Origin of the sequence: Pseudovibrio sp. Tun.PSC04-5.I4 (genome assembly GCF_900104145.1) — a bacterium.
Taxonomy (GTDB): domain Bacteria; phylum Pseudomonadota; class Alphaproteobacteria; order Rhizobiales; family Stappiaceae; genus Pseudovibrio.
The window spans coordinates 1,405,633-1,431,126 of record NZ_FNLB01000006.1; the positions used below are offsets into that span (position 1 = coordinate 1,405,633).

General features: G+C 49.5%; 17 protein-coding genes, 1 tRNA gene and 1 pseudogene. 16 read left to right on the forward strand and 3 right to left on the reverse strand.

The window, feature by feature from the left end; genetic code table 11:
- Positions 1-341 precede the first annotated feature (341 nt).
- The 6 genes from BLS62_RS11620 (at position 342) to BLS62_RS11650 (ending at position 10,700) form a co-directional block, all read left to right on the forward strand.
- Positions 342-1,856: a type I restriction-modification system subunit M gene (locus BLS62_RS11620; RefSeq protein WP_200798504.1), complete on the forward strand. Its 1,515-nt coding sequence runs from the start codon at positions 342-344 to the stop codon at positions 1,854-1,856.
- Entirely contained in the window at positions 1,846-3,063 is a 1,218-nt protein-coding gene (locus BLS62_RS11625) for a restriction endonuclease subunit S (protein ID WP_093180792.1), read from the forward strand. The genes BLS62_RS11620 and BLS62_RS11625 overlap by 11 nt, the downstream gene beginning before the upstream one ends.
- Before the next feature lie 994 nt (positions 3,064-4,057).
- Positions 4,058-7,348, forward strand: a complete 3,291-nt coding sequence (locus BLS62_RS11635; protein ID WP_093180798.1) for a type I restriction endonuclease subunit R — start codon at positions 4,058-4,060, stop codon at positions 7,346-7,348.
- A complete protein-coding gene (locus BLS62_RS11640) occupies positions 7,335-8,078 on the forward strand; it encodes a M48 family metallopeptidase (protein WP_093180800.1) in 744 nt (247 codons plus the stop codon). The genes BLS62_RS11635 and BLS62_RS11640 overlap by 14 nt, the downstream gene beginning before the upstream one ends.
- Positions 8,079-8,730: 652 nt before the next feature.
- Positions 8,731-10,038 carry an AAA family ATPase gene (locus BLS62_RS11645; protein WP_093180803.1) on the forward strand — a complete coding sequence of 436 codons (1,308 nt, stop codon included), beginning with the start codon at positions 8,731-8,733 and terminating at the stop codon, positions 10,036-10,038.
- 128 nt (positions 10,039-10,166) lie between these two features.
- Positions 10,167-10,700: an RloB family protein gene (locus tag BLS62_RS11650; protein WP_093180805.1), complete on the forward strand. Its 534-nt coding sequence runs from the start codon at positions 10,167-10,169 to the stop codon at positions 10,698-10,700.
- 342 nt (positions 10,701-11,042) lie between these two features.
- Here the strand turns inward: BLS62_RS11650 and BLS62_RS11655 are convergent.
- A pseudogene (locus BLS62_RS11655) lies at positions 11,043-11,477 on the reverse strand (transposase); the annotation flags it as partial.
- Positions 11,478-11,565: 88 nt separating this feature from the next.
- Between BLS62_RS11655 and BLS62_RS11660 the strand changes: the two are divergent.
- The 5 genes from BLS62_RS11660 (at position 11,566) to BLS62_RS11680 (ending at position 16,211) form a co-directional block, all read left to right on the forward strand.
- Positions 11,566-11,910 (forward strand): transposase, encoded by a 345-nt coding sequence (locus tag BLS62_RS11660; RefSeq protein ID WP_159436532.1) that lies wholly within the window; start codon positions 11,566-11,568, stop codon positions 11,908-11,910.
- The gene (tnpB, locus tag BLS62_RS11665; RefSeq protein WP_093180810.1) at positions 11,907-12,170 is read left to right on the forward strand and encodes an IS66 family insertion sequence element accessory protein TnpB; all 264 of its coding nucleotides are present in this window, start codon (positions 11,907-11,909) and stop codon (positions 12,168-12,170) included. The genes BLS62_RS11660 and tnpB (BLS62_RS11665) overlap by 4 nt, the downstream gene beginning before the upstream one ends.
- A gap of 614 nt (positions 12,171-12,784) precedes the next feature.
- A complete protein-coding gene (gene ltrA / locus BLS62_RS11670; protein WP_348271852.1) occupies positions 12,785-14,302 on the forward strand; it encodes a group II intron reverse transcriptase/maturase in 1,518 nt (505 codons plus the stop codon).
- Positions 14,303-14,369: 67 nt separating this feature from the next.
- Positions 14,370-14,528 (forward strand): IS66 family insertion sequence element accessory protein TnpB, encoded by a 159-nt coding sequence (gene tnpB, locus BLS62_RS11675; RefSeq protein WP_143521489.1) that lies wholly within the window; start codon positions 14,370-14,372, stop codon positions 14,526-14,528.
- Positions 14,529-14,591: 63 nt separating this feature from the next.
- A complete protein-coding gene (locus BLS62_RS11680; RefSeq protein WP_093180813.1) occupies positions 14,592-16,211 on the forward strand; it encodes an IS66 family transposase in 1,620 nt (539 codons plus the stop codon).
- 336 nt (positions 16,212-16,547) lie between these two features.
- On the opposite strand, the gene BLS62_RS11685 is transcribed toward BLS62_RS11680, so the two are convergent.
- Entirely contained in the window at positions 16,548-17,168 is a 621-nt protein-coding gene (locus BLS62_RS11685; protein WP_093180816.1) for a hypothetical protein, read from the reverse strand.
- Between the two features lie 620 nt (positions 17,169-17,788).
- Between BLS62_RS11685 and BLS62_RS11690 the strand changes: the two genes are divergently transcribed.
- Complete coding sequence (locus BLS62_RS11690; protein ID WP_093180818.1) at positions 17,789-18,889, forward strand: hypothetical protein; 1,101 nt, start codon at positions 17,789-17,791, stop codon at positions 18,887-18,889.
- A gap of 3 nt (positions 18,890-18,892) precedes the next feature.
- Positions 18,893-21,214, forward strand: a complete 2,322-nt coding sequence (locus tag BLS62_RS11695; RefSeq protein WP_093180820.1) for a hypothetical protein — start codon at positions 18,893-18,895, stop codon at positions 21,212-21,214.
- A 640-nt stretch (positions 21,215-21,854) separates the two neighbouring features.
- On the opposite strand, the gene BLS62_RS11700 is transcribed toward BLS62_RS11695, so the two are convergent.
- Positions 21,855-21,944 (reverse strand) — tRNA-Ser (locus BLS62_RS11700).
- 370 nt (positions 21,945-22,314) lie between these two features.
- On the opposite strand from BLS62_RS11700, the gene BLS62_RS11705 reads away from it, so the two are divergent.
- The 3 genes from BLS62_RS11705 (at position 22,315) to tmk (ending at position 25,493) form a co-directional block, all read left to right on the forward strand.
- The gene (locus BLS62_RS11705) at positions 22,315-23,424 is read left to right on the forward strand and encodes a septal ring lytic transglycosylase RlpA family protein (protein WP_208990820.1); all 1,110 of its coding nucleotides are present in this window, start codon (positions 22,315-22,317) and stop codon (positions 23,422-23,424) included.
- Between the two features lie 237 nt (positions 23,425-23,661).
- Positions 23,662-24,756, forward strand: coding sequence for a D-alanyl-D-alanine carboxypeptidase family protein (locus BLS62_RS11710; protein ID WP_093188798.1), 1,095 nt, complete (start codon positions 23,662-23,664; stop codon positions 24,754-24,756).
- A gap of 53 nt (positions 24,757-24,809) precedes the next feature.
- A complete protein-coding gene (tmk, locus tag BLS62_RS11715) occupies positions 24,810-25,493 on the forward strand; it encodes a dTMP kinase (protein ID WP_093180824.1) in 684 nt (227 codons plus the stop codon).
- Position 25,494 lies beyond the last annotated feature (1 nt).

A 25,494-nucleotide genomic window follows, 5' to 3' on the forward strand; every position in this document is an offset into this window, starting at 1 on the left:
TCTATGTGCCATGTCTTTCAATGCTTTTCGTTATTTGGTCCTCATACAAATCTACGGGAAATGGCAGCGGTAGGCTTGTTAACTGGTCCAGCATATTAAAACGTAACAATCACACAACTGAAGTAAGATATCAGCGTTGTGGTGGCTGAGGGGTGGCATGGAGGATCTATCATGACCGGAGGCAGTGTCCTCCGATCCTTATCTCCTGCGATATGTGTCTCCTCTCACATTCTGCGGGCTGCGACCCGGCGAAAACTCTGTGTCCTACGCTAATTTGCTCTTCCGGCGCTTCCTCCAGCCCATTACACTCCCGCGAGCTCATTCATATTCAGGAAATTTCCATGTCCGCTGCGCGTGTATCGCAAGATCAGATCAACAAGGCCGCTTGGGGCGCTTGTGACACCTTTCGGGGTGTTGTTGATCCCTCCATTTACAAGGATTATGTCCTGACCATGTTGTTCCTCAAGTACATCTCTGATGTGTGGCAGGATCATTATGATGGCTTTGTTGCGCAGTTTGGCGATGAGCCGGAGCTGATCACCGAGATGATGAAAAACGAGGCTTTCGTGCTCCCACAAGGCGCTGGCTTCTATTCCCTTTATGAGAAGCGCCATACGCCGGGTAATGGCGAACGCATTGATGTGGCCCTTGCCGCCATTGAAGAGGCCAACGGCACCAAACTGCGGGATGTGTTTCAGGATATCTCCTTCAACTCCACCAAGCTGGGGGATGAAGAGCAGAAAAACGACATCCTGCGCCATGTGCTGGAAGATTTTGCCAAGGACGACATGAACCTGCGCCCAAGCCGCGTCGATAAGCTGGATGTGATTGGCGGCGCTTACGAATACCTCATCTCTCGGTTTGCTGCCACGGCGGGGAAGAAGGCCGGTGAGTTCTACACCCCTGCCGAGGTCTCTCAGTTGATGGCTGTGCTGGTGGACCCACAGGAAGGCGATGCCATTTGTGATCCCACCTGTGGCTCTGGCTCCTTGCTGATGAAGTGCGGTCGCCAGATCACGCAGAAGACCGGCAAAAAGGCCTACGCGCTGTATGGTCAGGAGGCTATCGGCTCCACCTGGGCGCTTGCCAAGATGAATATGTTTTTGCATGGCGAGACCAACCACCAGCTTGAGTGGGGCGATACCATCCGCAACCCCAAACTGCGCAACAAAGACGATACCCTGCGCACTTTTGACGTGGTGGTCGCCAATCCGCCGTTCTCGCTTGATAAGTGGGGCATTGAACAGGCCGAGCGTGACCCGTTTAAACGCTTTAGCCGTGGTCTGCCCCCAAAAACCAAGGGCGATTATGCATTCATCTCCCATATGGTGGAGACCCTGAAGGAGGGCACAGGCCGCATGGCAGTGGTTGTGCCGCACGGGGTGCTGTTCCGTGGGTCCTCTGAGGGTAAAATCCGAACAAAACTCATTGAAGAAAACCTGCTGGACGCTGTTATCGGTCTGCCGGAAAAACTGTTCTTCGGCACTGGCATTCCCGCAGCTATTTTAGTCTTCAAACAGGGCAAGGCGGATAACTCTGTACTGTTTATTGATGCCAGCCGTGAATACGATGCTGGCACCAACCAGAACCAGCTCAATGACAGCCACATTGAGAAGATCGTCGCCACCTACAAGGCACGGCAAGCAGCAGACAAATACGCCTCTATTGCCATGCAAGACGAGGTCAAGGAGAACGATTTCAACCTCAACATTCCGCGCTATGTGGACACTTTTGAGGAAGAAGAAGAGATCGACCTCATGGCAGTGCGAGCCGAGCGCGAAGAGCTGAAAGCTGAGATGTCCGAGTTGGAAGCCAAGATGGACGCCTACCTGAAGGAGCTGGGTTATGGTTCCTGAGGGGTGGGTCAAAAAGAGTCTTGAGGACGTTGCTGAAATTCGCACTGGTGTAGCGAAAGGTAAGAAAAGCCTTAAAGATCCCGTAAGTCTTCCGTACCTTCGAGTTGCGAATGTCCAAGACGGATATCTTGATCTTTCAGAAATGAAGACTATTGAGGTCAACGGGAAAGATATTGAACGGTATAGTCTCAAAGATGGGGATGTAGTACTCACCGAAGGTGGAGATTTCGATAAACTTGGACGAGGAACTATATGGCGAGATGAAGTCCCCGGCTGTTTGCACCAGAACCACGTTTTTGCCGTCCGAGTGGACAGGGCACAGTTACTTCCTGAGTTTTTTGCCATGCAAAGTGGTGGGTTCTACGGCAAGAAGTATTTCTTGAGCTGCGCAAAGCGGAGTACCAACCTCGCCAGTATTAATTCCACACAACTCAAGCAGTTTCCGGCTATTATCCCCCCCCTCCCAGAGCAAAAGAAGATCGCGGAGATACTGGGGACGTGGGATCGGGCTATCGAGACTGCTTCAATGCAACTGAAGAACGCGAGTGCCCAAAAACGCGCCCTCATGCAACACCTCCTCACCGGCACCCACCGCCTCAAGGGCTTCGAGGGCAGCGAGTGGAAGACCGTGAGAATTGGTGACATTGCGTCGGAGTATTCCAAGCGCAATAAAGACGATGCAGAACTCACTGTGATTTCGTGCACCAAGACGATAGGTTTCGTAAATTCTTTGGACTACTTCAAGAAGAAGGTCTTCAGCGACGATCTCACAGGATACAAAATTATTAAGCGTGGGCAAATCGGATACCCCTCTAATCATATCGAGGAGGGGTCTATTGGCCTACAGAACTTATACAATGAAGCGATTGTCAGCCCCATCTATACGGTTTTTGAAACCGGTGACACTGTTTCTCCGCTCTATTTATTCAGGCTCCTGAAGACGGATAGGTACCGACAAATTTTCGCAGCCGCAACGAATGCGTCCGTGGATAGGAGAGGGAGTTTGCGATGGAGCGCCTTCTCTTCCATATCGGTAAGCCTTCCGTCACTTGAGGAACAACGTGCGATTAATGACGTCCTTTGCTGCACAGAATCTGAAGTGAAGAAGGCTAATGAGCACCTCTCTCACCTCCGCACCGAAAAACGCGCCCTCATGCAGCAGTTGCTGACGGGCAAGACGCGGGTGAAGGTGGAGGCTGAGGCATAGCAGCCAACGGGGTGTCATCCCGGCCCCCGCGCCGGGACCCATACAGCCTTTCACCATCGCAAAATCCTTTCCTCGTGTGCGGCTCTGGCTCCCGGATATGCGCTAGGCTTTTCCGGGATGACGGCGATTGGGGTGGTGCCCCGGAACAACGGTGCATGAGAGGGCAAAGCTGCGCTCAGTATAACGGTGAATGAGATAACAAAGCCACGCCTCCCGCTCCGCCGTCATCCCTGACTTGATCAGGGACCCAGAGCGACCCGCTCATGTGTTGCTCACGCGGAACGCGGCAGTGGTTTGCCAGCACATGCACAAAGAGCACCGCATAGCTTGCCATGCAGTGGTGTGGGTGGTTTTTCCCGTAAAACGGGGTGGGCAAGGCGCACAGGCAACACCTGCGCTTTTTTATAAAAAATGGTTCTTCGGCATTGGCTGGTGCCTTGCCCGGGCGTTTTTGTATGAAACAAGATCTCCTCCGAAAGGCATTGGGAGCAGGCACTGTCAACAACGCACACACTTGCAAGAGGCAGATGTGATTGTTGGTGATAGCTAAACGCCTGCCAGTGTAGACGCCCATCGGCTAACCAGCTTCCGCTTGGTCTCTGCACTAAAGACTTTCAAGGGGTGTTTCAACGAACCCGCCGGAAGATGCGTTATGTCTTCCGGTAGCTCCGCCCAGCCCACGCCAAGCTGGCGGTCGCTCCGCCAGATGCCCGTTTACGTGAACCTGCAATGAGTATGGCCTCAGGTTTGGGGGGCGGGAATAAGTATTTTTAGCGCAAGCATCAACCCCGCAAAACTCAGGGCATTAGCTTCATGGATATGGGATCTTCGTGATTGCTTGCCGAGCATGGCACCAAGCAGCCCGGAAACACTCTAATCCTTGGGGGTAAGCTGAGTGAAAATGGTACCAAGGCCAACATTGTGTTGCGGTGCTCGGTATCTGCGGGTTGTATGCTACAACCTAAGCGATTGATTTGTTTGATTTGAGAGCGCCATGACCACTGTCCAGTTTGAGAGCCGCCCAGACACCCGTGAAGATGCGGCCTCCAAGATCCCCGCGCTTGCCTTGATGATGAATATGGGCTGGGCCTATATCGGGCCAGAGGAGTGCACCGCTCGCCGTGGATCGCTGCGCTCTGTGCTGCTGGAAGACACGATCCGCAAACGCCTCAACACCTACAGGACGGCAGATGGCTCGACTTTAAGCAGCAGCGCAAAACAGCAGGTTCTCAAAGCGCTGAAATCTCTTGGCCTGACAGAAGGGCTGCTTGCCGCCAATGAGACGCTCTACAAGCACCTGCTTTATGGGATCACGGTGAGCGAAGTGCGGGATGGCAAGAAGCTCAGCATCACCGTGCCACTGGTGGACTGGGAAAACCTTGGGGCCAACAGCTTTGAGGTGACCACGGAAATGTCGGTAGAGCGGGAGGCGATGACGCAGACCTACCGCCCGGACATTGTTGGCTTCCTCAATGGTATCCCCGTTGTGATCATTGAGGCCAAGCGTCCCATTGGGGGGTGTGAGGATAAGATGGTAGAAGAAGGCATCAGCCAACACCTGCGCAACCAGCAGAGTGACGGCATTCTCTCGCTCTATGCCTATGCGCAACTGCTGTTTTCTATCGCAGACACTGCCGGGCGTTATGGCACAACCAACACCCCCAAAAAGTTCTGGAGTGCATGGCGGGAGGATGAGGTACAGGATGCGGAAATCCACACCATTAAGAACCGCAGACTCTCGTCTAGCGATCATGCAGCCCTCTTGAGAGACGCTGACGGGAAAACCAAAGACCACTTTGCTCAGCTCTGGGCACTGGATGTTTGTGTAACAGAACAGGACCGGTTGCTGGTTGGTCTGACGCGCCCTGACAGGCTGCTCGACTTTCTGCGTTATTTCATCCTGTTTGATCGCAAGGCCGGTAAAATCGCCGCTCGGTATCAGCAGGTGTTTGGCGTCAAATCCATGTTGGAAACCGTGAAGACCCGCAAGCCTGAAGGCGGGCGCGAGGGCGGTGTGATCTGGCATACAACTGGTTCTGGCAAGTCCTACACCATGGTGTTGCTCTGCCGTGCCCTGCTGCTCAACCCCGAGACCGACAATTGCCGCGTCATCGTCATCACAGACCGTACAGACTTGGAAAAGCAACTCGCTGCCACGTTCCTCTCCGGCGGGGCATTCGGCTCTAACATCGGGGCCAAAAAGGATGGGGCCAAGGCTCGCGCTGGCTCAGGCAAAGAACTGGCGATGAAGATCGGCAAAGGCAACGAGCGCATTATCTTCACCTTGCTGCAAAAATTCAATTCCGCCGCCAAACTGCCAGAATGCAAGAATGACAGCGACAACCTGATTGTTTTGATTGATGAGGGCCACCGCAGCCAAGGCGGCGAAAACCACGAGCGGATGCGTCTGGCGCTGCCCAATGCGGCCTATCTGGCATTCACCGGCACCCCGCTGCTAAAGCAAGACAAAACACGCGGCAAGTTCGGCAAAATCCTCCACGCCTACACCATGCAACGCGCTGTTGAGGATGGGACCGTCACGCCGCTGCTTTATGAAGAGCGCCGCCCTGAGGTGGATATCAACGACGAGGCAGTTGACAATCAGGTCGAGGAAATCACTGAAGGAATGACCGAGGCACAGGCTGCCGATTTCAAGAAGAAGAACGCCAACAAAGGCGCTATTTACCAGTCTGAACGGCGGATTGCGCTGATCGCTCGTGACCTTTCCAAGCACTTCTCCGACAACTTCAAAGACCTTGGCATGAAGGGACAGCTGGCGACCGACAGCAAGCTCTCTGCTATCCGCTATAAGCGTGAACTGGACAAGATCGGGAAGATCACTTCTGCTATCGTGATCTCACCCCCAGATACGCGCGAAGGCCATGATGACGCCAACGCTGCCAATGCACCCGAGGTGCAACAGTGGTGGAAGGAAAACGTCACCGGCGACCCTGAGACCTATGAAAATGGTGTGATCGAAGACTTCAGCACCAAGGGCGCTCCGCATATCCTGATCGTGGTCGACAAGCTGCTGACTGGTTTTGATGAGCCCAAGAACGCCGTGCTCTACATTGACAAGAACATCAAGGAACACAACCTGCTACAGGCCATCGCCCGTGTGAACCGGTTGCACGAGGACAAGCAGTTTGGGTACCTCGTAGACTATCGCGGTATTTTGGGCGAGTTGGACACGTCTTTACAGAACTATCAGGAGCTGGAAGCCGAGACCGTTCAGGGATACGACCCCGAGGACTTGGCTGGCACCTATGCAAACGTTGATACTGAATACAAGAAGCTGCCAAAGCTGCACAAAGAGGTGTGGGCGTTCTTCTCAGGAGTGAAAAACAAGCAGGACCGTCAGGCTTTCCGTCAAGTGCTCGTGCCTCGCTTTGTTGATGATGAAGCTGGTGTCTCTTACGACCAGAGCCAGAAGACCCGTGAGGACTTCTATGCAGCGCTCACCAGCTTCGGCATGTGTCTCAAGGTGGCGCTTTCAACCAGCAGCTTCTTCAAGGACCCGGCTTTCACCGAGGCCAAGATCGCCACCTACAAGATGGACCTGAAGTTTTTCACCGAGATCCGCAAACAAGCCCGTCTGGACGCACAAGAGACCGTGGACTACTCAGCCTATGAGAAGCAGATCCGCGATCTTGTTGACCGTGAAGTGACTGGTGTGAAGATCTATGATCCCGAGGGTATCATCGACGTCAATAAGATGGGCGCAACAGGTGATGCCTCAGATGATCCGGCGGACTGGAGCGACGAGAAGGCCAAGAACGAGGCCGACACGATCACCAGCCGCGTCAGGAAATCCATCGAAGAGGACTTGATAGAAGATCCGTATGCGCAAGCAGTATTCTCGGAGCTTCTGCGCAAGGCCATTGACGAAGCGAACGCGAACTTTGAACACCCGCATCTGCAATACGACCTCTTCAAGGACTTAGAGGAGCAGGTGAAGGCTGGAGCTGCGCCGGATATTCCAGAAGCGATCAAGGGAAACAAGCATCAACGAGCCTACTACGGAGTTTTCAAACAGGCTGTTGAGACTGGTGACATGGAAGACAAAGGCGAAGAGCACTTCGTCAAGGAAGCATTGTTTGTAGATGGGTTGGTCAATGAAGCCGTTGCTGCCAATTCCCTGTCTCATGAAGCTATCTATCAGCAGATCAACCAGAGACTGCTACCTCATTTTTTCTCCCAGTACGGCGGTCTGGAAGGGGCAAAGAAGCTCATTGAACAGATCATCGAAAAGACCCGCAAAGGGGTGAGCCGTGACAGCTTCTGATCCGGCCCCGCGTATTCTCATCTATGGGACAGAGCGGATCCCTTATGTGGTTCAGGTCCGTAAGGATGGCAAGAGCAAGCTGGCGATCCACGTTGAACCGGATGGGCAGGTGATTGTAGAAGCGCCTCAAGATGCTTCTCAGGAATCCATAGATGCCGCTGTGAAGCGGCGGGGGCGTTGGGTGTTTGAACATGTAAAAGCTGCTCAGAAACGCTTAGAACACGTTCGTGAGCGGGAGTATGTGAGCGGGGAAACTGCGTTCTATCTGGGGCGTAGGTACAAGATCAGGGTGATTGAGGTCCCCAAGGCAGAGCGAGGCGTCAAGCTGCTACGTGGTGCCATCGAAGTGCGTAGCGAGAACCTAGACCCACAAGCCATCCGAGGGCGATTACGGGGATGGTACAAGGTTCGCGCTCAGGTCTATCTCGGTAAGCGCCTAGAGCTGGTTGGCGACAAACTCCCATGGATCTCTGAGCGTCCACGCTTCCACTTCATGGAGACAGAAAAGCGCTGGGGAGGCTGTTCAGACGATGGCTCAGTGCAGCTCAATCCGTTTCTTATAAAGGCACCAAGAGACTGCATCAACTACGTCCTGCTGCACGAGCTATGCCACCACAAAGAGCATAATCACAGCCCAGCATTCTACGCGTTACTTGACCAGTACGACCAGAATTGGAAGTCTACCAAGCGCAAATTGGATGACATGGCAGAGCTCTTGTTGAATGAGTGAGACAGTTCTTTTGGAAGTTACTGCAGGCGCTTTCCCGAGTACTTTTGGGTTCGACCAATGCGCTCATTGTACCTGAATGTGCCACGGGTTCGTTGAGCCCTGTGCGGTCATCAATGAGGTCGCATGCCTTCGCAAGCGCAACATGTCGCGAGGTGACCAGAGCTGCCGTTCGACCTGAGACCGGACAGCCCCAGCTAGAGCGAGACCTAAACCTAGGATTGACCTCAATCAGCTTGTAATCAGGGTCATGAGCGGACCTTCCGAGGTTTCCATTAAGGGTTGAACTAAGATCGCGGGGAGCTTTGCAGTCGCTCCTAAATGTGCACTGTGATCATTTAACCAGCCAAAGCTCTATGCAAACGCATTTGATTACGTATTTTGAGCCCCTTCTTTTCCATCTCTGACGCTTTATTATTCTAAGAACGTGATTTGTTCCAGACGGCTACTGTATGATCTAGCTGACAATTAACGTAATCCAGTCCAGCTGTGCTTTTAACTCGACCAAAAACCCTCTCTGTATCAATTAAAAATTATGCCCTTGCATCAGATTGATATTTACTATTGAAAGTGAAATAAAACTACGTTAATCACGATGCAATGTATTTTGTGCAAAAAATAAACAATAACGCACTATAGTAGGGATGAGAACGGTATGATTGTCGACTTCTCAGTTAAGAACTTTTGCTCCATCAAAAGCGAACAAATCTTAAATCTAAACGTAGAGCAAGGTCGCGAACGCTTAGCTTCCAATTACGCTAACCTTGAAGATGGAAAACTCGCGGTCGTTCGCACCGCAGCAATTCTTGGCCCTAATGCATCTGGAAAATCAAATTTTCTGAGAGCCCTTACGGGACTTAGCTGGATGGTTGAGCATTCTGGAGAGCGTAAGGCAGACCAACAAATTCCGTGTTATGAGCCCTTTGCTCTTTCACCTGAAAAGAGAAATGAACCAGTCGAGTTCGACATTGAATTCATCGTACCATCTGGATTACGGTACCGATATAAAATTTCATACATCAATGATCGTGTTCTTACCGAGTCGTTAGTCAGTTACCCTAAGCGCTTTCAAGCAGTAATATTCGACCGCAAAGAGCACGACACTTGGGAGACTATTAAATTCGGAAACGCTTACAAAGGCGGTGCTAGGAGATTCCCTTTCTTCGCAAATAATAGCTATCTTTCAAAGGCTGGAAACAATGCATCTGCTCCTGAAATTATTCGGGAAATTTATGATTACTTTCGAAAAATGCATGTGATCAAGCCCAATCATCATCTTATGACACCCGGTTATCATAAGAAAACCGAAAACCTGGAAGCTATTGCATCTCTGATTTCATCTGCAGATACGGGTATTGAAAATATTACCCTCGAAAAAAGGGAAAAAACGAATGAAATTCGTTTCCCTGATGACATGCCAGAGGATCTGCAGGAAGCAATTAGAGAACAGAATAAAACAAAATTCTCATTTTGGCATAAATCAGAGAATGGCTCGTTAGTTGCTTTCGATGAGGAAGCCGAATCTGATGGAACAATTCGATTGTTCGAGATGTTGCCAATAATTCTAGATGCACTAACACAAGGTGGAGTGGTTCTGATTGATGAAATCGATGCCCATCTTCATTCTCATCTAATCAGGACAGTCGTTGACTTGTTCCATGACGATGAAATAAACTCTGAAGGTGCGCAGCTAATTTTTAGTACTCATGATTTAGGAATCCTTTCATCAGAAATCATGCGCCGCGAGCAAATTTGGTTAACTAACAAACACGACGGTCAGACAAGCATTACTTGTTTGGATGAATTTGATAAAAAATTGGTTCGTCCCAATAGCCCGTTCCATTCGTTTTACAACGATGGCAGACTGGGAGCTACGCCGAGAATCCAATTTGAAAAAATTCGCAATGCAATTACTTGTTTAAAAAGAACAAAAAAATCACAACCGGTTAATAAAAATGCCTAAATCACGAAAAAAATCCAATTTAACCCCAATGCCTACATTGAAAATCTTCTGCGAAGGGAAAAAGACGGAACCCAATTACTTAGGAGGCTACATCAAACAATTAGGTATTGACCAACGTAAGCGTGTGATTGCAGTTCAATCTACCAACAAAAACACTGCCAAAGCAGTTAGTGGAGGTGGCCGTAAACGCGAAAAATGCTTCGACTTCCTTGCCCGGAGATAGTTTCTGGGTGGTTTACGATCGAGAAGCCCCCGCAAAATATCGCGATGAGTTACACGCCCTTGCAGAAGATAAGGCGGCAGCAAATCACATTAACATCGCCTTGAGCAATGTCTGTTTCGAATGTTGGCTTTTGCTTCATTTAATAAATTCTGCAGCACCTTACTCTTGTCATGACGATCTAATAAAAAATAGCAGTTTCAAAGCTGAATTCTTGAGAGTAACCGGAGTTGAATATGAGAAATCCGAAGGGGCGTTGTTTGACAAGATTAAACACCTTATTCCTGAAGCAAGAAAACGAGCTAAAACTATAAATGCGTCCTCAACTGCGGCTGCAAATCCAGGAGCTAGACCATATCAAATTAATCCATATTTTGGGATTCTGGATTTGCTTAACGCAATTGACGCGTTCAATTCAAAATATTCGAACCGGTTTATTTGAACAGTTTGACCAGTGTTTTTGGTAGGTCTGCTTTTCATATATCGCCCGTAAGATCGGTTGCTGCGGCTGGTTAAAATTGGCTTAGTCTGATCTCTGTTAGTCAAACGACTAATGCATAGCACGTCACTATAAAAAGGCATTGTATTGATAAGTGACTGTCTGGCGTCGTTATACTTGCATATGCTGTAAGATACCCCCCTCACGTATTGGCAATACGTCAGAGGCGTTCTCGAAAGACGATGCCTTGGGCTTGTCTAGTCGAGCAGAACACATTTGCCATGGTTGCCCGTTTCCTGCTCTATTCCCATCCTTGTCGAATATCGGTGCGGCGTAACCGTCCGCTCAAGGCGCCATGATTTGGGCTTGACGCTGTGATTTTGCGTCCGGCTTCCAGTTCCATGGCAGGAGCTCGTGGAGACGGTTGATCATGTGATCGTTGATGCGGGCAAGGACATCTGTGAGATATTCCTGCGGGTTGAGACCATTGAGTTTGGCGGTTTCAATCAGCGTCATGGCGTCTGCCAGAGTTTCTCCGCCGGCCATTGATCCGGCAAATAAGAAGTTCTTACGGCCCAGTGCGATAGGTCTGACTGCGCGCTCAGCCGCATTGTTGTCGATCGCGACGCGGCCCTCGTCGAGGAACAAGGTGAAGGCGTGCCAACGGGAGAGGCCATAACGGATGGCTTTGGCCAGCGGTGATTTGCCTGAGATGCGGGTAAGCTGAGCCTCGCACCAGGCCTTGAAGGCCTGAGCGATGGGTTTACTGTGCTTCTGCCTCACTTCATGCGTAAGCGTCCGCTCAGGACCGCCTTACGGGTTTGTTTCTGATAGGGTATTTACCTCCTGAGTTTTATGGAGGATGGCCTTGTCTAAAGTTAAGCAGGTGCGGCGCACGTGGACGCGTGAAGAGAAGCTGTCGATTATCTCTGAGATTGGGGTTGATGGTGCCTCTGTTCTTGATATTTCCCGCCAACACAACATTGATCGTTATCTACTGAGGCGTTGGCTCAAGCATTTTAGCAGTGCTGAAAGTGCTGATATTGAGCGCCAGTCAGTCTTTGTGCCAGTTGTGGTTGCTGCCCCGGATCCTGCTCCAGTACATCCTGTTTGTATTGAAGTTGGTTTGAGCACAGGACGCAGCTTGAGGCTTTCCAGCGATCTGAGCGATACACAGATCCAGCGCTTCATTGTCTTGGTGGAAACGGCATGATTGGGCCGGGAACAGGCGTGCGAGTGTATCTGGCCTGCGGAGTGACCGACATGCGCAAGGGGATTTCTGGCTTAGCCGCACTGGCGGAAACAGAATTGCGTCAGCGCCCGGCAAATGGAGCGGTGTTTGCATTCCGAGGTCGGCGCGGAGATCGGGTCAAACTGCTTTATTGGGATGGTCAGGGCTTTTGCCTTTATTACAAGGTGTTGGGTGCGCCTCGAACCTGGTTTCGACCGGGGCGCTTATGTTTGGAATTCTAGTGAAAGGAGGGGTTTCCTTTAACAGACCGTCCTTTACTGCGAAAGGGCGAGAGCCGAAGCGGCGGTGATTTGTCGTGAACTGGCAAGGTGACGTAGCCCGTGGGATAAAGAGATGTGCGACGAAGCCATTAAGTCAAGACCCATCTTCAGGCTGAGTATTGGAAGGTTGAGGAACACGAACCGGCTAAACCGTATCTGAGGGGCTGAATTGTAGCCTCCGCCTACATGGCTTAACAGGCGGAACATCGGTCGCGCCATGGATTTCATGACCGGAAGCGCGCAAACCGACAGCGTACTCCAGAAACGCTTTCGAGGGTGTCGTCAACTTATGCAGTTTGTTGGCGATGGCCGATGCCGACTTGCGGGACGCAAGGGAAAAGACTACGGCCGGCAGCCTAACCAATACGCTTTAAGTCCAACATAGGAACGAGGGAAGGCGTGTGCCGAATGAGGTTGGTATATTTAATACTCGCAAGGGAGTTCACCCCGATGACGGCCACGCTGGCGGAGTTCCCGTAGTAGTCCGAGATAGGGAAAGCCTGTCACATGGCGAAGGGGAACAGTTCAAGCTGCTTAGGGCTGCACATTAACTGACCACAACGAGGTGAAGACCTTTGATAATCAGCGACATGCAACACAAGCTTGCGAAATGGGCGCAGGACGAGCGAACCAGAAGATTTGATCGCCTCTTACGCTTAATTGCCGATCGGACTTGGCTGACTGAGGCTGCCCGGGTTGCCTTGGCGTCGAGCGGCGCAAAGACCCCGGGCGTAGATGGCGTGGACCGAGATCGTTTCCGACAAAATGAGGAGGAACTCCTTGCGACGTTGGGGCGATCTCTGCTGGATGGGACCTATGCGCCCGCTCCAACACGACGCGTCTACATCCCGAAAGGGAACGGAAAGCTGAGACCGTTGGGAATACCGACACTGACGGATCGCATAGTACAGCGCGCCATGCTGATGGTGATGGAGCCGATTTGGGAAAGCGACTTCAGTCCTTACTCATATGGTTTCAGGCCACAGCGTAGCGTGCACCACGCGATCCGGGCCGTTTTGATGCAGACAACGGATGGCAGGAACACAAAGGGTCGCTGGGTGATCGAAGGTGATCTAGCAAGCTACTTTGATACTGTCCATCACCGCAAGCTGCTCTCGTGTGTGCGCAAGCGCATCCGGGACAAACGGTTTATCGCACTGCTCTGGAGGCTTTTGAAGGCAGGTCACATCGATAAAGGCCTCTTCTGCGCCGCCAGCAAGGGCGTTCCTCAAGGCGGGGTTCTTTCTCCGCTTCTGTCCAACATTATGCTCAATGAGTTTGATCGTTGGATGGATGAGAAATTCCTTGGAAAAGCAGCGCGCAACAAACGTCGTGGTTGGAATGAGAGCGTCAGAAAAGCCAGCCCTGTGGCGGTTCGTGAGAACCGCTGTCGCAGACCGGCAGTGTCCTATTGCCGTTATGCCGATGACTTTGTTGTCATCGTCAAAGGCACGAAGGCACAGGCGCTCGCGGTACGCGAGGAATGCCGAGCATTCCTGGAAGGCGATCTGGCATTGACGTTAAACATGGAGAAAACCCATGTCACTCATGTTAATGATGGGTTTGTCTTTCTCGGTCACCGGATCATTCGCAAACGCGGTCCCCGTGGCGTGATGCGGCCAGTAACGACCATTCCCCGAGAGAAAACCAGCGGTTTCAAACATCGACTGGTTAAGGCTCTTAGCGGCGACCACAATACGCCCCATACCGACATGATTAAGCGGCTAAACCGCCAACTCATGGGTTGGGCAAACTTCTATCAGTTCACCGATTACACATCCAAGGTCTTCCAGCACGTCGATACCGTCGTGTTCTGGAAAATGGCACATTGGCTGGGGCGCAAGTATCGCTCGCGCATCTCTCGTCTGATGCGAAAGTGGTTCGCGCGGCCGTATGGCTTAAAAGCCAAGACATGGATGGTGCACTCGATGACGAAAGAAGGAGTACGCGTTTCAAGCATCTTGTACCGGCTAACCAATCATCAGCGCGGGCAATTCCGCTGGAAGACACCACGTTCAAATCCTTATCTTCGGGAAAAGAACGAGGCTCCTTTCTACGAAACGCACTATCGTGGTCTCGTGCTGGCTTTCTAGCCAAGCTTGAATGGAGAGCCGTATGCGGTGAAAGCCGCACGTACGGTTCGGAGGGGAGAAACGTCAGCTGTGGCTGACGTCTCTTACCCTACAAAAGGGTCGGTTCCCGTGGCCTTCACCAGTCGATGGCTCAGCCCGACTTACCTCAGCACAGCTGGCCATGCTGTGGGAAGGGATGGACTGGAGACGCCCCAGTTGGGGAGCTCCGCCCGCTCGAATGGGGTGAATATCTTGGGTTTTGAATGGGGTATTACTTTGATATTGGAGATATATGAGGTAAAATATCCATATGAACCAGTCTCTTAACTCCCTTCCTGATGATCCAGTTTTACTCAAGGCCATGGTGCTGGCGTTGCAGGGAAAGGTTGAGAGTTTACAAGCCAATGAGCAGGCCCATCTGGTTCTGATCACATGGTTCAAACAAGCTTTGGCCAAGTTGCGCAGGCAACGCTTTGGCGCATCTTCAGAAAAGATCGACCGCGAGATTGCCCAGCTTGAACTGGCGCTGGAAAACCTGGAGACTGCCCACCCATGCCAGGAGCCGGAAGATGAGCAGTTGCCCGTGCCGGAACTGGCCACCTCCACACTTGAAGAGCCCCCCAAACCGACCCGCGGCAAACCTCGGGTGCGTAGCGATGTGGAACGCGAGCGGGTCACTCTGCAGTCACCCAAAGCGTGCCCCGAGTGTGGCGGCGAGCTGCGGCTCATCGGGGAGGATGTGTCTGAGCTGGTGGAGTTCATCACCGCAAAGCTAAAGGTGATTGAAACGGCGCGGCCCAAGACGTCCTGCCGGGTGTGCGAGAAAATCGTGCAAGCTCCAGCACCAACCCGGCCCATTGAAAAATCCAGTGCCGGAGCCAGCTTACTGGCGCATATTCTGGTCTCCAAGTTCGATGATCATTTGCCGCTATACCGTCAGAACGAAATCCTTGCCCGGCATGGCATTGATATTCCCCGCTCTACTCTGTCGGACTGGTGCGGGCTTGCCATGAAAACGCTGGCTCCGCTGAGCGAACTGCTTAAAGCTGAGGTGATGCTCTCAGATCGCTTGCATACCGATGACACACCCATTGATGTCCTGGGTCGCCAGTTCAAGGCGGCGAGCGGTTCCGGCAAAGCTTCGAGGCAGGGCCGGATCTGGACCTATGTGCGCGATGATCGCCCCTTCGCAGGAGAGGCCCCGCCTATTGCTGCCTATTGGTTCTCCGCAAATCGCAAGGCTGACAACCCGCGATGCCACCTCAAAGAGTTTTCCGGCATTCTGCAGGCCGATGCCTATGCCGGCTACAAGCAACTTTATGACAGCGGGGACATTAAAGAAGCCGCCTGCTGGGCGCATTGGCGCCGCGACTTCCATGATATCTTCACCGCCACCAAATCAGAACTGGCCAGATACGCACTGGAGCAGATCGGTAAGCTTTATGACATTGAACGTCAGATCAGCGGAAAACCACCAGACCTGCGGCATGAAGTGAGGCAGAAGCACAGTAAACCCATCGCTCAGGCCTTCAAGGCCTGGTGCGAGGCTCAGCTTACCCGCATCTCAGGCAAATCACCGCTGGCCAAAGCCATCCGTTATGGCCTCTCCCGTTGGCACGCCTTCACCTTGTTCCTCGACGAGGGTCGCGTCGCGATCGACAACAATGCGGCTGAGCGCGCAGTCAGACCTATTGCATTGGGCCGTAAAAACTTCTTATTTGCCGGATCAATGGCCGGCGGAGAAACTCTGGCGGACGCCATGACGTTGATTGAAACCGCCAAACTCAATGGTCTCAACCCGCAGGACTATCTCACAGATGTCCTTGCCCGCATCAACGATCACATGATCAACCGCCTCCACGAGTTCCTGCCATGGAACTGGAAGCCGGACGCAAAATCACAGCGTCAAGCCCAAATCATGGCGCCTTGAGCGGACGGTTACGATGGAAGTGTGGGGGTGTCATCCAGACGTGCTGCCACACTTGCGGAAGTTCTTCGATAGTAGATAGTTAAGTTTCATTCTTGCGCGCCGTGAGGACAGGTCGAATGTCTATGCAGCTCACGCTACGATATTTTAGGAATAGCCCTAACTATGGGCCATAACCGGACCTTCAAGTGTTTCTTGCAAGGGTTGTAACAGATTTTATTGATGACGATAAAGCCTCTGTTTCAAGACCCCTTCACCACACATAATTACGTGAATATTGGTAACGAAAAGGGTCCATAGTTACCATCGCTAAAAGACAACCACATATGTTTAGTACCACTAAATGGCAAGGTTACTCAATAGCTCTTCATTAAACGGCCGACAACGTTCAAAATCATTTGGATGGTTAGCTAACCATTCTGCAAAGACCAATATTGGGCGAAACTCCCCCTCCAACACCCAGTTATGAGCAATCGGGTCTTTTACGCTAGGGATAAGGTCTCCATCGGTGATCTCTGAGTAAGAGTAGTAGCAGCCGTAGATCCGCTCAGCCCCTATTCCATCAGCCACGAATTTCTGATTGAGTTTATCATCCAGTTCGTCACCAACTTCTTCCATCCATCGGATTATGGCGTAATAGGCATGCAAGTCGCTTGTTTTACCGATGGTGGCATAAAGCGCAGTCAAAAAACGAGACTCTTCTTCATCGCTCAGACACCGCCAATTTAGTCTTCGTAAGAATTTTTCCAACCACGGTTGAAGTTCGAAATAGTTTGCGTTCGGATCCTCAAGATAGGCAAACTCTTCGACGTAAATTCCTTTGTTCATCAATTGACCGATGATCGAAACAACCTCTCGGGAACATGGATTTTTGTGGCTCTTCCTCGGTTTTGTTTTAATCCGTGCGGCTAAACGAAGAAGTCTAAAATTCACGTCGTCGAATACTTCTATTTCCTGCATTCTTATCCTCTTGAAAGTTGTTGCCCTTGCGATTAGTCCATGAAAACTTCAGATGTATATATCCTGCAAAACATAGTAAACAGAAGCGTCCTTCCCTGATACCAGACTTTGTATCGCTTTGAAGCAAAGCACTGTGCTTCAATTTTCGGATCTGAGGCAGCAATCTCTTGTAGCAAGAAGTGTTCGCCTTTTTGCTAATACCGGCAATTGCTCTGTCCGTGTGACATTTCTTGAGATCTCTAGGAACAGGCGTTTTCTGTCTTCCGCAGTTAGCAGCGCGTCATCCATTTGACCTTGCATACAAGTGGGCCACAAGCCGACACTCGGGTGGTTCCATCATGGGTTGAGACGCGCTCACCCGGAGGCCTCGACAGTAGCTCTTATGGGCGACATGGAATTACTCAAATGACCAAAAGCTGACATTTGAGGTAGCTCATAAAACTTCAAACTTAGCATTGCTGCTACTATTGAGTGCGCAAATTTTCAGTCATCATTGAAGCAAACGGAAGATCGTGCAACAAATCAGAGTTAATTTATAAGCTCAACTGGAATAAACGATTACTCAAAATCGACAAATTTTCTGATCAGTTTTTCTTTCAATCTTTGGATGTATCATTTTAATGACCGGTTTTAAGCATGGTGGGTTGCTTGGAAGTATCTGCAAGCATGTGAATGGCGAGCTCTTAGATCACGTTGAAACGAACCCAATAGCTCAAAAGCACAAGTTCAGCATGAGCACGAGAGTTGTTCGCTTCATTTTCCTAGATAGATCATTTTTCGAGTTTGTGGTTTTGTACTTTATTCTTGTCACTCTAGAAGTGGCCTTATACTGGAGTACGGTATCAATCTGTCCGCAGCTTGAGCTTTTCGATTCTCCCAGTAATTCGGTTGATATTTGGCTACAGAAGAATGAAAGTGGTCTAATTGGTTTAATGGTTGGAGTTCAGGGCGCAACTATTACGATAACAGCTCTAATAATTGGATTAGTTTCAGTCGTAAATGACAAGACCAGGTCTGCATCAGATGTAGATATTTTCCTTTCTGTATCACTGGTTAAAGAGGTCACTTACAGCGGACTTGCTCTTTTAATCGCACTGATACTGCAATATGCGCGTGGGGCGCATGTTGCTCTGGTATTTGCGTTTCCTGACCAGATTCAGAGTGTCCATTTCGATCTATTTCTCACTTTGATTAATGCTATATGGCTATTGGTAAATGTGGTTGGAGCGGCCTATTTTATAGGCATCACTTTCAGTTTTATCGCTCGAAGAAATAGGGCTCAGCTTCGAAAGAACTACACAGCTAATGTGCTCTTTCCAAAAGAAACGCAAAAGTTGATGATAGCAACATATCTAGGGGACTGTGCGAACCAACTGAAGCTCAGTACCGGAAAAGACCACGTTAGTTTTGGGTGGGGAGCGGATAAGCAAGGTACCCGCATACACGCCCGTCACACTGGGCGCTGGAGTGTTACTGATGTCAGGACTAAACCCCTAAAATGGGCAATCGAAAGCTGGTTCAAGCGGGCTCAAAAAGAATATAACGAACCGATTGATAACATGGGCAGTTTCAGTTCGTCTGCTCCAAGGCTTTACTTCCCTTTAAACTTCTCCAGTTCTTACGAAGCCGACACTCCTATTTGCATTCAGCGTAATGGCCCGAGCTTTAACTGCTGGGAAAGACGATTAATCAGATTTGCCTTCCAAACTAAGAGAGTTTGACAAGTGATCGACACGAAATCGGTATTAGAAGATCTAAGTAACAACGTCTTAGATGGGATAAGAGAGCAGAAATATTCTCTATTTGCGAATGCAATTGAGGATATGAGTGATTACTACCGCTTTTTGCTGGATCTTAATTCAATTCCAATCCCTGAAACCGATCTAACGAACTTAGCACAACTGCCCGAAGGCAGTTGGAGCTTTAAAAACACCTATCATTCATGGCTTGAAATTTTCCAAATTATTTGCTTGGAAGCCTCTGATAGAATTATTTCTCAACCAAGGTTTCTTAAAAAGCTTGCCTCCCAGCCTCTAAAAATACTGCCAAACGCACGGGAGTTTAACTTTTCAAATAGGAACACCGAGCACGCAATTAATTTAGCAGCGTGTGTTCCCTTCTCTTTGGCTAAATGGCGTGAAAACAGAGCTAGTGCGTTTGAGGAAGTAGAGGGGTATGCAAGCAGTAAAACTGCACTCACATCTTATGTGAGTTCTATTCGTGATTTTATTGAGGTGTGGGAGATACTTGCTCAAACGCTTTATTGGCACAGTAAAGAGAAGCATCACTTGGACACTGACGCTGACACTGACACTGACGCTGTACATTGGAGTGAGCTGATACGGATTAATCATAGTTTAGACTATCACTTAGGAGAGACTTCATATTTCTTGGCGCGAAGTGTTTGGGCGAATGACAAAGAAGCTGTGGCAATTTACGAAGATACTCTACTTCGATGGGGTGGTCACATTTTCACAAGTACTTCATATACTGAGTACGCAGTTCAAAACCAACCCCAAATAGTCGTATTTCTTGATGAACATGATTGGAATGTAGTAAAGATAAGACTTGGCAAACTACCAAGTTACTTCCCGCGAAATTGCCCCCCAAAAGATTTATTTGAGGGACTGATAAAGCATTATTACAAGTCACGACTGCTTATTTTCGTGACGATGATGGCGCACTGGTATCTCTCACAGCACTCCAACAAAGATTTAGTGGCACCTACCTGCACTCGGCTACTAAAACGAGATGTGTCTGAGCATGAAGGGAGCCTTCTTGAACCTCATAACGCCTTTGAGTTTCAAGAAACATTTTTGCAGTTTTGCGTTTTATCTGATGCTGCGGGGACGTCATACGCCGCCTCAACTGATCGTTTTATTGCTCAATTAGATCGTGTGACAGAGCGAGAGGTTATTGGTGGGAGAATATATCAATCCACCTCGATAGACTCGTTTTCAGAAATGAGACTTGCGCAACTGGCAATTTTCCTAAGGTTGGTAAGCGCTCGAGCGACCCCCCCTTCTGAAACAATCCTAGGGAACTTAATTGATAACGTCGAGAATCTTCCAAATGGATATGCAAGTTTAGAGAGGATTGTATATTACCTACAGTCTCTCAAGGATCAGATAGGCGCACAATTAGAAGATTCACAGATAGAGATTTTGAGAAGCTTTTTGATGTCGACTGAGTATGACGGTAACTTCGAAGCTTCATGTGAGTATCTCAAACTAATTCTGGATTTGGAGATACAGACCCTTAACGATCGTTGTAGGCGGTTTATCTCTCAAAGTTCGATATCAAGTAAACAAGTCAACTTGCTAAACCAGAAAGCGCTTGAAAACCTTTCTAAGTCGCCTAAACATTATCCATGGTTGAGCTATGACACCATCCTTAATAGTCGTGCTCCAAAGTTCGGTTCTGTTTCACGTTTTCGTGGGCCAACGATTCCCAAATTAGATCTCCTTGAGGATACGCCGATTTTCCCGTCGCTACGTGTAAAACACGTGATTAATTTTTTAGGAAAACAGGCTGAGCACTATGTATGGCGAAAATTTACACTGCATGAACGCAGAAAAATTGAAATCGACCGCTCACTTACAGATGAAGCGTTCTGGAGGAATATTAGAAACCTTGCTAGGGCAACTGGTACTTGTCCAGTCATGTTATTAGCGCATCAAAACATAAGTCTAATTAGGGAGTTAGATCATGAAAACCTCGGCATCAAGTATGAAAGACATGATCAGCAGGAAAAAGGGCAATGGTATAACTTTAGTATTGATGACATCGACATCTATCAAGTTGATTTTCCAAATGATCAACTTTGGTTGTTTTCTCGCGATGTCATTAAGGCGGTGCATTATAGCTGCATACCAGATGATGAAGAATGCTTAACGCTGAAACTCGACGAGAAAATCTCCGAAAATGGAGAAATCGCGTTGGAAACACAGTTCCAAATCAAACAATGCGTGGAATGGAGTATACGTCCTATCTATGAGCTAAAGCTGAAAAAAGGGGAGGCTATTTATAATTCAAGTAAGTTCTAACCTGACATTAGTTCTGTCGTGAAGAACAATTAACAATTACGCCTCATCGAAGCTGATAAATAAGCCTCTTATAATTAGAGGAAGAACTCTCTCTCAGCAAGTGGCCTCAACCTTTGATGGAACTAGCTGAAGGTCCGTTCTAGCCTCTTCAGCGTCAAGCTAATGAAGGTCAATCCTAAGTTGACGTTCATCTGGATGGGGCTGCTCCGTAACCAGGTGAATGTCAGCAATGGTCACACAGCTCCATACTGCATCCGCGAAGAATAACTTTGGGATGAAAAACAACAGTAGCCCAGATTAATGTCTACTTATGTTGCGCAAGGATGATAGCTGTGGCTTTGGAAAGTAGGCCTACTACTCTGCTATAGGAAGGCCCGTGTATTGTATTTGGAATAACACCCGCTGAGGAAACTCGGCGGGTCTTTTTTGTTTGACAACCCTCAATTTAATCCATGACCGAATCCTGAACAGGACGGGAACGTATGTTCTCCTGTCTTTCGGGATTTTTTCGGGACTTTTACCAACTTTCTGGGACTTTTACCGCTTTTTACCGGATTTTGGACCCATTTTGTTCTCATTCAGACAACAAAAAACCCGCCAAGGTGGCGGGCTATTTTGTCTTAACTATCAAATAGTTAAGTGGCGGAGGAGGTGGGATTCGAACCCACGGAACGCTTACACGCTCGCCGGTTTTCAAGACCGGTGCATTCGACCACTCTGCCACCCCTCCGCGGTGTGGTGGGCTCTATTTGGTCTATGACGCCCCCGAAGTCAAGCAGCCAAAAGCAGTCTCCACAGCCAACGAGAACTTTTTTCACAAAGAAATCAACCGTCCCCGTCAAAATGGCCAATTCCCCTAAGGAAGATAATTCTCTATGCGTTCTGTGTTTCTTCTAGAGACTCTCAGAGGGGATTCAGTTAAGATTTATAGGCTATCTTTTTCAATATAGGTGCAGTTTGTAATGAGTTCGGGTGTTTTGCTCTCTTGCGGACTGAAGACCGTCAATGCCGAACATGTAGTGAGTAACAACGGTATGGCTTTTTTGCTGAACTCGGGCGAACAGGCGCAAGCTTGCAATCCGATATCCTCTAGACGTGTAATGACGAGCCTGTCGGTGGTTGCATTGTGCGCGGGCATTGCCGCCTGCGGTGGTGGAACTGACAAGGTAAAGTTCAGTGAAAAGAAATACGGCGTAGCTGCTAGCCCGCGCATGGTCAGCGGAACAAAGTCCGTTCCAAAAGGTGGCGGGCGCAGTGTTGTTGGAAAACCATATAAGGTTGCTGGCAATTGGTACTATCCCAAAAGGGATGACAACTACAAAAAAGTAGGCAAGGCATCTTGGTACGGTCCGACTTTCCATGGTCGCAAAACCGCCAATGGCGAAATCTTTGACCGAAATGCTTTAACAGCTGCACACCCAACTATGCCTTTGCCAAGCTATGCTAAAGTCACCAACTTGCAAAATGGCAAGTCTATGGTGGTGCGTGTCAATGATCGTGGCCCGTTCCACGGCAATCGTGTTATTGATCTTTCAGAGCGAGTTGCCGGTATGCTTGGGACCAAATCAAGCGGCATTGCTAAAGTGAAAGTCGAATATGTTGGCCGTGCTCCTTTGCATGGACAAGATGAGAAGAAACTAATGGCTTCTTACTCAGGCAGTGGCGGCAATTGGTTGGGCGGCTCATCTATTGGCAAAACTATGCTGGCGTTTGCAAAGCCAGCAAACCGCATAACAGGTCCAGCACCAACACCAACACCACGCAGCAGACCTTATGATGCGCCAATTATGGCAGCACAAAATGTCCTCGCGTTCAATTCCAATCAGGTTGATCCCGCTATTGTTTACGAGCGCAATATAAACACCATGCAAGTCGCATCTATCAGCGGGTTCAAAAATCGCATGAACAATGCGCTGAACTCCAACACCAGTGCAAACGCGCAAAAAGCAGTGGTCCCGACACTTCAACCTGTAAATACGTCTTTCAGCAGCAGTTTGTTACCGCCACCAAGCGCAACGAGCTACAAATCTCCGACAAGTAGCAGCAGTGTACCTGCTCCTAATCCAATGCCAAGCTTCCAAAACGGCAATGCAGTTTCCTCTTACGCATCCCAACAAAGACTGACTGGTGCGCATGATGCATTCAAGTCAGTGAGCGGTGGATCCGGTCTGAAAGAAATTCTGTTATCTCGTACTGGTAAAAAACAGTAAGCCACTTGGTTTTAAACGGCTTTACCCGATCACTTATCCTGAGTTAGTGTTTGCTTTAATGAATGAAGCGTAGCATGCCAGCATATGGTGTGGCAGGGAGATATGAGTGTGAGCGTTGCGTGGAATAAGCAGTGTAGGCGTGAGACGCAAAACAAACTCCACACAGGCGTATCATTCCGAAAATGGGGCAGGGGTGCAATTTGCGCCCTCGCTTTTGGTGCTCTGGCAAACGCAGTTATGCCCACAGCACATGCAGTTGAGCTAAAAGCCCAAGCAGCAACCCTTTATGACTTCTCCAATAAATCTCTGATTTTTTCCAAAAACTCACGCGTATTGCTCGCCCCTGCAAACCTGACCAAGTTAATGACCGCTGCTACCGTGCAGCAGGCCATCCATACCGGTGAGATTACACCTCAAACCACGTTTACGGTCAGCGAACATGCCTGGCGAACAGGTGGCGCACCGGCGCGCGTTACAACCATGTTCGCGCGGCTTAAATCAAAGATTCCAGTAGCTGATTTGATGAATGGTTTGATTGTTCAAAGCGCCAATGATGCTGCTATTGTTTTGGCCGAAGGAATTTCCGGCAGCGAAGAAAACTTCGCCAAACGCATGAATGAGTTTGGTAAATCCATTGGGATGAAAAACTCCAATTTCATCAATCCTACTGGCTTTCCAGATGACAAGCACAAATCCACACTTGAAGACCTGCTGCTGCTGGCCAATTACGTCATCGAACACGAGCCGGAATTGCATTCCATGTTTAGTATTGATCGCTACACATGGAACAAAATCACCCAACGCAACAAAAACCCTCTCATACGAGAGATTGAGGGGTTGGATGGGTTTGGCGCAGGATTTTCTGAACGGGAAGGCTTTGCAGCAATCGGAACATTGGACGATAATGGCAAACGATATGTTGCGGTCATAGCTGCCTCTCCAACAACTCAAGATCGTATCAAGGATATGAAAACGTTGCTCCTGCCATCCTTGGCGGGGCTGAAGTTAGCTAAGCTCTACCAGCCGGGAGATCAGGTCAGCGATGCGGCGGTCTATGGCGGGCAAAAACAAACCGTATCCCTGATGACCTCAGATGCTGTTGCAACACTCATTAATCCAAACGACAAAGACGGTTATAAACTGCGTGTGGTCTACAATGGGCCAATCGCTGCACCTATTCCAAAAGGCACGGAAGTGGGGGAACTTCAAGTTCTCTCCAAAAATGACGTGATTTATCGCGCCACTCTGGTAACAGGAGAAGATGTTGCCATTGGAGACCTCCGGGACCGTGCGTGGGATGCGCTTGGAGAGTTCTTCTACCAGTTATTCTAGAGCACCTTTGAAGGCTCTTTCGAAATTCTAAGGTCTTGGAGGCCTGATCAACTTTGCCTGGTATTTTTATCAGTTTTGAAGGCGGCGAAGGCGCGGGAAAGTCAACGCAGATTCAGCGCCTGCGCGAAGCTCTGCTCTCAAAAGGCATAGAAGCCGTTACAACCCGCGAACCCGGTGGCTCACAAGGAGCTGAAATCGTTCGCGAAGTTCTCTTATCTGGCGCAGCTAAAGAATACGGCGTAACAGCTGAAGCTGTTTTGTTTGCCGCGGCCCGCGCAGACCATATCGACACGCTCATAAAACCAGCTTTAGAGGACGGTAAATGGGTCTTGTGTGATCGTTTCGCCGATTCATCACGCGTCTATCAGGGTGAATCCGGTGTGCCAGATAGCGTGGTTGAAGCCTTGCAACAAGTTGCAATTGCCGGTCATAACCCTGATATGACCCTGCTCATCAACGTGACACCAGAAGTTGGTTTAGCGCGCGTTTCCAAACGCACTGCACCCGTTGAGTTTGATGGCCCGGACCGGTTTGAGACGGATACATTGGAAACGCATAGGCGCAGGCAAAACCTGTTCCTTGAGATGGCCCGTAAAGAACCAAACCGCATTGTTGTAATTGATGGTGATCAGTCGCAGGATAAAGTGACCGATGATATCTGGCAGACCGTCCAAAACCGGTTTGCTAAAGAGATTGAATTGGAAGACCATAACCTGCAAGAGAGCAGGGAAGACTGAA

Excerpts from the sequence above, each read along its gene's own strand:
- BLS62_RS11705 (WP_208990820.1), top strand. The coding sequence starts at position 22,315 with ATGACGAGCCTGTCGGTGGTTGCATTGTGCGCGGGCATTGCCGCCTGC.
- BLS62_RS11690 (WP_093180818.1), top strand. The coding sequence starts at position 17,789 with ATGACCGGTTTTAAGCATGGTGGGTTGCTTGGAAGTATCTGCAAGCAT.
- BLS62_RS11645 (WP_093180803.1), top strand. The coding sequence starts at position 8,731 with ATGATTGTCGACTTCTCAGTTAAGAACTTTTGCTCCATCAAAAGCGAA.
- BLS62_RS11625 (WP_093180792.1), top strand. The coding sequence starts at position 1,846 with ATGGTTCCTGAGGGGTGGGTCAAAAAGAGTCTTGAGGACGTTGCTGAA.
- BLS62_RS11685 (WP_093180816.1), bottom strand. The coding sequence starts at position 17,168 with ATGCAGGAAATAGAAGTATTCGACGACGTGAATTTTAGACTTCTTCGT.
- BLS62_RS11680 (WP_093180813.1), top strand. The coding sequence starts at position 14,592 with ATGAACCAGTCTCTTAACTCCCTTCCTGATGATCCAGTTTTACTCAAG.
- tnpB (WP_093180810.1), top strand. The coding sequence starts at position 11,907 with ATGATTGGGCCGGGAACAGGCGTGCGAGTGTATCTGGCCTGCGGAGTG.
- BLS62_RS11620 (WP_200798504.1), top strand. The coding sequence starts at position 342 with ATGTCCGCTGCGCGTGTATCGCAAGATCAGATCAACAAGGCCGCTTGG.
- BLS62_RS11635 (WP_093180798.1), top strand. The coding sequence starts at position 4,058 with ATGACCACTGTCCAGTTTGAGAGCCGCCCAGACACCCGTGAAGATGCG.
- BLS62_RS11710 (WP_093188798.1), top strand. The coding sequence starts at position 23,662 with ATGCCCACAGCACATGCAGTTGAGCTAAAAGCCCAAGCAGCAACCCTT.